Raw genomic sequence first — 8,024 nt, forward strand, 5'->3', positions numbered from 1 at the left:
CTGAAATTGACATTATTGACGTACAATTATCAACTTTTTAGTTGAACTTAGCGTAAATTAAAAAAAGACCTTAATGGCCTTATTTTGCGGATTTTCTTTTTTTGCTGTCATCAAATAATTTGATTTTTCTTTGTACACTTTTTTTACCATTACCATGTGCTAAAAATACAAGTAAAGTAAATAAGCCACAAAGAATCGCTCCAATCAATCCTACCCATTTACTAAATGTACGAAAACCTTCTGATGCATTGGGAATTAAAGGATCCACCATACCTGTCCATCCGTAAATGGCTAAGGCAACAAACACTACCGTAAATACAGATCCATAGCGAATCCATCGTCCTAATTTTTTTATCATTTCATATTCTTGTTGAATATCTGATGATAACATTTCTCTTTCTTTTCTCGATAATTGCATATAATCCCTCGTTTCTAATAAAAAAAGAGAAGGGGTGAGTCCTTCTCTTCGTAAAACCGTATTTGTTTTATTATCCAAGTAATCCTACAACAGATCCAACGAATCCTACAACTACCATCAATAATAAACATTTAACAGGTGACATACCTTTCTTAGCCATTAAGTACCAGCATAATAATACGAATAAGCATGTCAATAATTTAGGATAAGCACCGTCTAATTTAGATCCTAATGTGATGTCAGCACCAGTTGAGTCTTGAGCAATTACGATGTTTGTTGAAATTGCAACCCAAGAAGCAGCCATCGCACCAACGATTACTTGACCCATTGTGATTACAGCGTTACGGAATGCAGTAGCACGATCCCCAACTAATAATTCAACAGCAGATCCACCTAAGTTATATCCTAAGAAATAAATGTAGTGTTGGAACCAGATTGAAGTAGCGTTCCATACAACGATGTAGAAAATAGGACCGATTGCAGATCCACCTTCAGCGAATCCTAAAGCGATACCTAATAAGATAGGAATATATGTACCAACGATTAATGAGTCACCGATACCAGCTAAAGGACCCATCAAACCAGCACGGATACCATTGATCATTTCATCATCGATTCCGTCTGCTCCATTAGCACGTGCTTCTTCCAAACCAGCAGTGATACCAACAACGATACATCCGATTTGTGGTTCAGTGTTGAAGAATGGATAGTAAGTTTGCATTTTTTCACATTGTTCTTCGTGAGTAGGATACAATTCTTTAATGATTGGTAACATTGACCACATGTATCCAAATGTTTGCATGTGTTCGTGTGAGAAACAAGTTAAGTTTCCATACCACCAACGCCAGAAGGAACTATTTAAAGTTTTCTTAGAGATTTTTTTCATGATTAAATGTCCTCCTCTTCATCAGCTGCAGCAGCAGGTCCAGCTCCTAATTTAGCCATTGCCATTTCGTATTTAATTAACGCGAATACAGCACCGATACATGTAGCACCGATTAATGTTAATCCCATAGAAGCTGCCAATGTGAATCCAAATAAGAAGTATAATAAATCTGAAGTTTTATCGATAACTGATTTCAATAAGATAGCGATACCAACAGCAGGTAATACGGCACCAACTGTTAAGATAGCTTTAACGTACCATAAATCAGTTGTCAAGTTTTGGAACAATTGTTCTACAGCTCCAGATCCATAGTAGCATAATAATGTACATGGTAAGAAAGATAATACGAAGTGTGAAAGTAATGGGAATATAGCGTCAACTTTTCCAACAACTTCCAAGTTTCCTTTATCTAATTGAGCCCATCCATAGTGTTGCCAGATTAAGTTCATCATAGCTGTTCCGTAGAATAATGTGATACCGATAACACCAGTCATGGCAGAAATAGATGATGATAATCCGTAAGCTTCTTCTCCACCGAAGTCAAGACCAGCAGCTTTAGCTCCAACGTATGCTAGAGGGATACCAATATAAGAAACGGCACGTAAGTCAGATGCAACAGTACCACCAGGTGTAACTAATGCGATCCACATAACTTGCATAGGAATACCGATTTGAATAACACCTTGAACGTCACCCATGATTAATCCGACGAACAAAGAAGCAACTAATGGTCTGTTAAGAGTATAGTTACCAACAGTAGTTCCTAAACAAGCAATTGTAGAAGCAGCTGTACAAGACATTAAACCAATTAAAATTGCTTGAATTAAACTCATAAATCTTCTCTCCTTTTTCTATGAATTTTTTATATATCAAACCTACTATGAGCTCACCTATCATAGCAGTATCTGACCAAAATAATGTTTAAAAATTAATAACCAAATTTTCCTCTATATTTGTCCCAAGTACCGATTGAGCTTTCTTTGATTAACGCAAATTCAATTTCATATCCTTTTTTAGAGATTGCTTCTAAAGCATCGGCTTCTTCTTGCGTAATAGATTGGTTTTGTCCTAATTTAGTAGCTCCTGGACGGTCATTACAAGGACCGATGATCAAGCGTTTAACATCGCTTGGTACGAATCCAAAGTCAACCAATAATTCTTTCATGTCAACTGGGTTCTTAGTGATCAGGAAATATCTTTTTGGTGAATCCAATACTTTTTGAGCATTTTCTTTGAATTTTGCTTTTGTCCATACAAATACTTTTTTATCTGTACTAGCTTTGAATGATTGAGCCAATACAGGAGTTGTGGCAGCTTTGTCATTGATTGCCAAGATTCCATCACAAGGGTATTCTTTTGACCATCTTGTAACGATTTGTCCGTGAATGATACGGTCATCCACACGCATAAATGTAATCATTATTTTCTCCTCCTATTGATGATTATGCTAACGCTTTGCGTTTAAGCCCCTTATTATAGATCATCATCGTCGCCATCATTTGTTTCAACGACGAAATCAGTTAATCCCATACGACCTTCACTTAACAATACTTCTTTTAAAGTAGCTAAATCGTCAAAATTATCTTTCATTAATACAGCTGTGATAGCCAATGGCATGTTCATACCAGCGATGATTAATGTATTTCCAATTAACCCTTTATCACTTAAAACATTTAAAGCATTTGTAAATGGAGAACCACTTAAGATGTCAGCCAATAAAATAACTTGGTCATCTGCTGTAAAATCTTTTACCAATTCCGCGAAGTTTTCTGCAAATTGATCCGCACTCATATCTTCTCTTAAGCTTGTTGATAATACATCTGAACGATTTCCAGTCATCATTCTTACAGCTGAATGTAATCCTGGTGCAAATTCACCATGAGATACCATTACTACATATTTCATAATTATAAATTCCTCCAAATTTTTCTTTATTTTAAGTATAGTTCACTATCCCTTTGAATGCAAGCGTTTTCGCTAATTTAAAACACATAATTCACATAATGTGTGAATTTATGCCATAAATTTTTGGATTGCGAACACAACTAAGATAGCTACGATTGGAATGATCAAAATGACTGCATACCCTCTGAATACTCGTTTTGACAAACGATTGTATCCTTCTTCGTCGTAGTAATACAAATCATTTTCTGTGTGCCCCACAACACCTTGTTCAACCAAGTTTGAAATTGTATAACTAATTGTTGTTGTCGTTAATTTTAAATCTTTAAAAGCTGCAACAGGAATTGCTTTTTCAGGACTATATGCACCACGTTTTTTTAATACATCTAAAACCATTGTAGCCGCAGTGGCTTTTGCACTTGTTCCTCTTCTTCTTGACATATAAATGTATCCCTTCTATTTTTGTTTATTCTTTTTCTTAGAACGACGTGTTTTTGCACATTCCTCTAGTTTTACACCCAGTTTATGCGAAACTTCAAATTTCTCTCCGTCTGCCATTAACACACGAACATTACGGAATAAACTACGTTTCTTTTGTTCAAAACGAACCATAACACGGAAACGATAAATTTTATCCACATAAAAAATTCCTTCTTCAATAAAAAAACAGCGTTTACGGACATATGTTTCGAAAGCTAGTCCCACAAAAATAATTCCAATACATAGATAGGCCATCACAACATAAAATTGTTGTTCATTTTCAGGATGAATAAAACAATAATACGCCATCACAAAAGAAAAGCCAGATAATACACCCGAAGCAATACAAAGAATTTTATTATCAATGTACGTTGTATAGTCTTTATGAACCTCTTTAAAATTTGAAAATTTTTTTTGGAACGTGATAAACAAGCGAATACTTTTATATGTTGTATAACTTGTGTAACCCACAAAAATCAAGCCCACAACAAGTTTTACCCACATTTCATTCATCATAAACTCTCACTCCATTTCATTTCTTTAACGTTCACTCAATTGTAAACATTATAACATTACAACGAATTTCTGCAAAATGAAATAAGATATATTTATACTTTAAAACAATTTATTCTAAAAAAAAGTAAGAATTGTCACATAATAAAATGACAAATGTCATTTTATATTTTTGTATTGTAAAATATATATCAATAGTTTAGTATGATATTAAGAGGAAATGATTATGAAAAAAATAAAGAAAATTTACGTATTGATAGGATCTATATGCCTGTTTTTTATAGGCCTTCACTTTTATTTATATACACATCCTATCATCTTAAAAAGCACAAACCTTCAAATTGAAGCCAATGAAAAATACAACTACAAAGACAATATATTCTTCATTTATTTTTCAAACAAAGACCAGGTAACCATCAATAAAAAAATTGATACCACTAAAATTGATGAATACGACATTGAATACCAATATAAAAATAAAACCAAACAATGTCACATTCAAATTGTAGACACAACACCACCCGTTTTAAAACTTAAAGACTACAAAACTGATTGTATAGAAGACATTACTTCAGATAAATTTATAGAAAGCTGCACAGACTTTTCCGATGTATCTTTTACAATAGAAACTAAAAATTATACTAAAGAAGGAAAAACAAAAATAGAAATCAAAGCCACAGATTCCTATAACAACCAGACTACAGAATCTTGTACACTTACAAGAATTAAAGATAATACGCCACCTGAACTAAAAGGAATCAAGGAATCCATTGAAGTCTATCAAGGACAAAGCTATGACTATCAATCGGTTTCCGTTACAGATGACTTAGATCCAAATCCAAGTGTTTCTATCATCAATGAAGTGGATTTTACTATTCCTGGTACATATACCATTGAATATGTTGCTAAAGATCGTAGTGGAAATAAATCAAAGAAAACATCAAATATTGTTGTATTAGAAAATGCAGAAGCCAATATGAAAGTTGTATATTTAACATTTGATGATGGGCCAAGCTATAATACCGAAAAAGTGTTGGATATTTTAAAGAAACACAAAGTCAAAGCAACTTTCTTTGTGACAGGCAATGGCCAGCAATACAATGATTTAATTACACGTGCACATAATGAAGGCCATACCATAGGATTACATACCTATACTCATAATTATGAATATGTTTATTCTTCATCGGATAACTATTTTAAAGACTTACAACAAATATCGGATATGGTTTTTCAATTAACAGGAGAAAAATCCAATGTGATTCGTTTTCCAGGTGGTTCCTCAAATACAGTTAGTAAAAATTATAAAGAAGGTATTATGAGTGAACTGGTTCAATTGGTTCAAGAAAAAGGCTATCAATACTATGACTGGAATGTATCTAGTGGAGATGCCGCTGGTTTTGGCATCGACAGTGAAGTTATTATTGAGCAATCCAATGTTGGCAAAGGCGATAAAGTTATGATTTTATTTCATGATGCTTATGGAAAAGATACAACCGTAGAAGCTTTAGAAAAAGTGATAGAACACTATAAAAAAGAGGGCTATGTATTTAAGCCCATTTCCAAAGAAACATCCTATATATGCCACCACGGCGTCAATAACTAAAGGGCATCGCCCTTTTTATTTTCGTAATGTTTTTCCAACCACAAATACACCACAAAGCATTTCAACTAAAGACAAACCACAAAGAAAACCTGATAAAAAATCTTTGAAATTCGAACCACCAAATGTACGAGACAACGCCAGTAAAGTAATTCCCATCAAGATTAATAAAATCCCATATAAACTTTCTCTTTGTTTCTCTAAATCCTGAATCCTTTTCAACAAGTCCATGATTTTTTCATCTTTTTGAATTTCTGCATTCTCTTTTCCCTCCAATAATTCTGCTACACTAATATGAAGTTCATCACAAACAGATTGTACAACCGAATAATCCGGCATACTTTTTCCTGTTTCCCATTTTGATACTGTTTTATTGGAAACCCCAATTCGTTGTGCAAATTGTTCTTGTGTTAAATTTTGTTCTTTTCGTTTTTTCGAAATAAAGTGTCCAATTAATATTAAATTCATTATCATTCTCCTCTAATCAAAAGAATAAAGAAAAACATATATTTTTTCTATCCCTTATTTGTAGAATATCGATAGAAAATAAAAAAATAGACTCGAAAGTCTATTTAAAAGCTCTTTTAAAACGATCAAAAGCCGATTCTGTTTCTTTACTGCGCAATTGCTCGTATAATTCCTTTTCTTTACGAGACAACTTTTTAGGAATTTCAACTGTTACTTCTACAAACTGATCCCCTTGACCATTTCGTGTTTTAACACCTTTTCCACGAAGCACAAAACGCGTATTTGGCTGTGTTCCTTCTGGAATTGTTAATTCACAATCTCCATATACCGTTGGCACATCAATTTTACATCCTAAAATCGCATCTAACGCATTAATAGGAACTGTGATATTAATATTGTTTCCATCACGTTTAAATGTTGGATGTGAACGCACAAGGATTTCTACGTACAAATCCCCATTTGGACCCCCATTGGTTCCACGTTCCCCTTTTCCACGAATACGAAGCTGCTGACCCGATTGAATACCAGCTGGAATCTTGATATCCACTTTGATTCGCTTATGCTCATATCCCATTCCATTACACTTACGACACTTACGCGTTACACGTTTTCCTGTTCCACGACAATCTGGACATACGCTTTGTTGCTGAACGGTTCCAAAGAAACTTTGTTGCTGCGTTAAAATATATCCATTTCCATTGCATCGAGAACAAGTCACAATATCGCTTGGACTTTGGGCACCTGTTCCATTGCACTGGTCACATTGTTCATCCAATTCCAAAGGAATAGTTTCCGTTTTTCCCATAATAGAATCCATGAAATCCACGCGAAGCTGCATATAACGATCTTGTCCAGGACGAGGAGAATTCGATGCTCTACGACTCGATCCTCCAAAACCAGATCCTCCAAAAAAGGAAGAAAAAATATCTTCAAATCCGCCGAAATCAGAGAATCCCTGACCACTAAATCCACCTTGCTGGAAGGCACCATCCATTCCGGCAAAACCGAACTGATCATATGTTTTACGTTTTTGTTCGTCACTCAATACTTCATATGCTTCATTGATTTCTTTGAACTTTTCTTCGGCACCCTCTTCTTTATTACGATCAGGGTGATATTTCATGGCTAATTTTCGATAGGCCTTTTTAATTTCGTCTTGTGTGGCACTTTTACTAACACCTAGTACCTCATAATAATCTCTTTTTTCTGCCATGGTTCATCCTCCTTCAAGCACGACAAAGTTCTAGCAAAGCTAGAACTTTTAAATTTTAATGTTTTTCCGTAAATTCAGCATCCACTACATCATCATCTGCTGATTGTGAACCTTGATTTTGTTGATACATTTGACTGGCTGCTTGTTGCGCTGCTCTTTCTAACAAATCCAACTTCGCTTTTACTTCATCCATGTTATTTTCATCCAAAGCCTTTTGTAAATCATCACGAAGTTTCTTTGTTTCTTCTGCTTGTTTCGCATCAATTTTATCTTTATTGTCTTCTAAAGTCGCATCCACTTGCGCAATGAAACCTTCGGCACGATTACGTAAATCAATTTCTTCTTTACGTTTATCATCTTCAGCTTTATGTTCTTCTGCTTCACGAACCATACGATCGATTTCATCATCACTTAAACCACTAGAGTTTTGAATTGTGATAGATTGTTCTTTTCCAGTTCCTTTGTCTTTTGCACTAACATGAACAATACCATTGGCATCAATATCAAATTTAACTTCAATTTGAGGAACCCCTCTACGAGC

Annotated in this window: 11 protein-coding genes; 1 reads left to right on the forward strand and 10 read right to left on the reverse strand. The window is 34.5% G+C overall.

The window, feature by feature from the left end; translation table 11 throughout:
• Positions 1-79: 79 nt before the first annotated feature.
• From ACI32A_RS06155 to ACI32A_RS06185, 7 genes are all read right to left on the reverse strand, one after another.
• Entirely contained in the window at positions 80-418 is a 339-nt protein-coding gene (locus ACI32A_RS06155; RefSeq protein WP_439754162.1) for a hypothetical protein, read from the reverse strand.
• Between the two features lie 70 nt (positions 419-488).
• Positions 489-1,304: a PTS system mannose/fructose/sorbose family transporter subunit IID gene (locus ACI32A_RS06160; RefSeq protein ID WP_154459303.1), complete on the reverse strand. Its 816-nt coding sequence runs from the start codon at positions 1,302-1,304 to the stop codon at positions 489-491.
• A gap of 2 nt (positions 1,305-1,306) precedes the next feature.
• Positions 1,307-2,137 (reverse strand): PTS sugar transporter subunit IIC, encoded by an 831-nt coding sequence (locus tag ACI32A_RS06165; RefSeq protein WP_439754163.1) that lies wholly within the window; start codon positions 2,135-2,137, stop codon positions 1,307-1,309.
• Positions 2,138-2,232: 95 nt separating this feature from the next.
• Entirely contained in the window at positions 2,233-2,724 is a 492-nt protein-coding gene (locus ACI32A_RS06170; RefSeq protein WP_154459305.1) for a PTS system mannose/fructose/N-acetylgalactosamine-transporter subunit IIB, read from the reverse strand.
• A 53-nt stretch (positions 2,725-2,777) separates the two neighbouring features.
• Positions 2,778-3,209 (reverse strand): PTS sugar transporter subunit IIA, encoded by a 432-nt coding sequence (locus tag ACI32A_RS06175; protein WP_154459306.1) that lies wholly within the window; start codon positions 3,207-3,209, stop codon positions 2,778-2,780.
• A gap of 108 nt (positions 3,210-3,317) precedes the next feature.
• On the reverse strand, positions 3,318-3,647 hold the full coding sequence (locus tag ACI32A_RS06180; protein ID WP_439754164.1) for a hypothetical protein: 330 nt from the start codon (positions 3,645-3,647) through the stop codon (positions 3,318-3,320).
• A gap of 15 nt (positions 3,648-3,662) precedes the next feature.
• Entirely contained in the window at positions 3,663-4,202 is a 540-nt protein-coding gene (locus tag ACI32A_RS06185) for a hypothetical protein (RefSeq protein ID WP_439754165.1), read from the reverse strand.
• A 223-nt stretch (positions 4,203-4,425) separates the two neighbouring features.
• Here ACI32A_RS06185 and ACI32A_RS06190 point away from each other — a divergent pair, with 223 nt between their 5' ends.
• On the forward strand, positions 4,426-5,805 hold the full coding sequence (locus ACI32A_RS06190) for a polysaccharide deacetylase family protein (protein WP_439754166.1): 1,380 nt from the start codon (positions 4,426-4,428) through the stop codon (positions 5,803-5,805).
• 15 nt (positions 5,806-5,820) lie between these two features.
• Here the strand turns inward: ACI32A_RS06190 and ACI32A_RS06195 are convergent, their stop codons facing one another.
• The 3 genes from ACI32A_RS06195 to ACI32A_RS06205 all read right to left on the reverse strand — a co-directional run.
• Positions 5,821-6,270, reverse strand: coding sequence for a helix-turn-helix domain-containing protein (locus ACI32A_RS06195; protein ID WP_439754167.1), 450 nt, complete (start codon positions 6,268-6,270; stop codon positions 5,821-5,823).
• A 100-nt stretch (positions 6,271-6,370) separates the two neighbouring features.
• Positions 6,371-7,483: a molecular chaperone DnaJ gene (gene dnaJ / locus ACI32A_RS06200; protein WP_439754168.1), complete on the reverse strand. Its 1,113-nt coding sequence runs from the start codon at positions 7,481-7,483 to the stop codon at positions 6,371-6,373.
• Positions 7,484-7,538: 55 nt separating this feature from the next.
• On the reverse strand, positions 7,539-8,024 hold a 486-nt coding region (locus ACI32A_RS06205; protein WP_439754169.1), incomplete at its 5' end, for an Hsp70 family protein.

The organism is Floccifex sp., assembly GCF_051873555.1.
Lineage (GTDB): Bacteria > Bacillota_I > Bacilli_A > Erysipelotrichales > Erysipelotrichaceae > Floccifex.

Excerpts from the sequence above, each read along its gene's own strand:
- ACI32A_RS06160 (WP_154459303.1), bottom strand. The coding sequence starts at position 1,304 with ATGAAAAAAATCTCTAAGAAAACTTTAAATAGTTCCTTCTGGCGTTGG.
- ACI32A_RS06180 (WP_439754164.1), bottom strand. The coding sequence starts at position 3,647 with ATGTCAAGAAGAAGAGGAACAAGTGCAAAAGCCACTGCGGCTACAATG.
- dnaJ (WP_439754168.1), bottom strand. The coding sequence starts at position 7,483 with ATGGCAGAAAAAAGAGATTATTATGAGGTACTAGGTGTTAGTAAAAGT.
- ACI32A_RS06165 (WP_439754163.1), bottom strand. The coding sequence starts at position 2,137 with ATGAGTTTAATTCAAGCAATTTTAATTGGTTTAATGTCTTGTACAGCT.
- ACI32A_RS06175 (WP_154459306.1), bottom strand. The coding sequence starts at position 3,209 with ATGAAATATGTAGTAATGGTATCTCATGGTGAATTTGCACCAGGATTA.
- ACI32A_RS06195 (WP_439754167.1), bottom strand. The coding sequence starts at position 6,270 with ATGAATTTAATATTAATTGGACACTTTATTTCGAAAAAACGAAAAGAA.
- ACI32A_RS06185 (WP_439754165.1), bottom strand. The coding sequence starts at position 4,202 with ATGATGAATGAAATGTGGGTAAAACTTGTTGTGGGCTTGATTTTTGTG.
- ACI32A_RS06155 (WP_439754162.1), bottom strand. The coding sequence starts at position 418 with ATGCAATTATCGAGAAAAGAAAGAGAAATGTTATCATCAGATATTCAA.
- ACI32A_RS06170 (WP_154459305.1), bottom strand. The coding sequence starts at position 2,724 with ATGATTACATTTATGCGTGTGGATGACCGTATCATTCACGGACAAATC.
- ACI32A_RS06190 (WP_439754166.1), top strand. The coding sequence starts at position 4,426 with ATGAAAAAAATAAAGAAAATTTACGTATTGATAGGATCTATATGCCTG.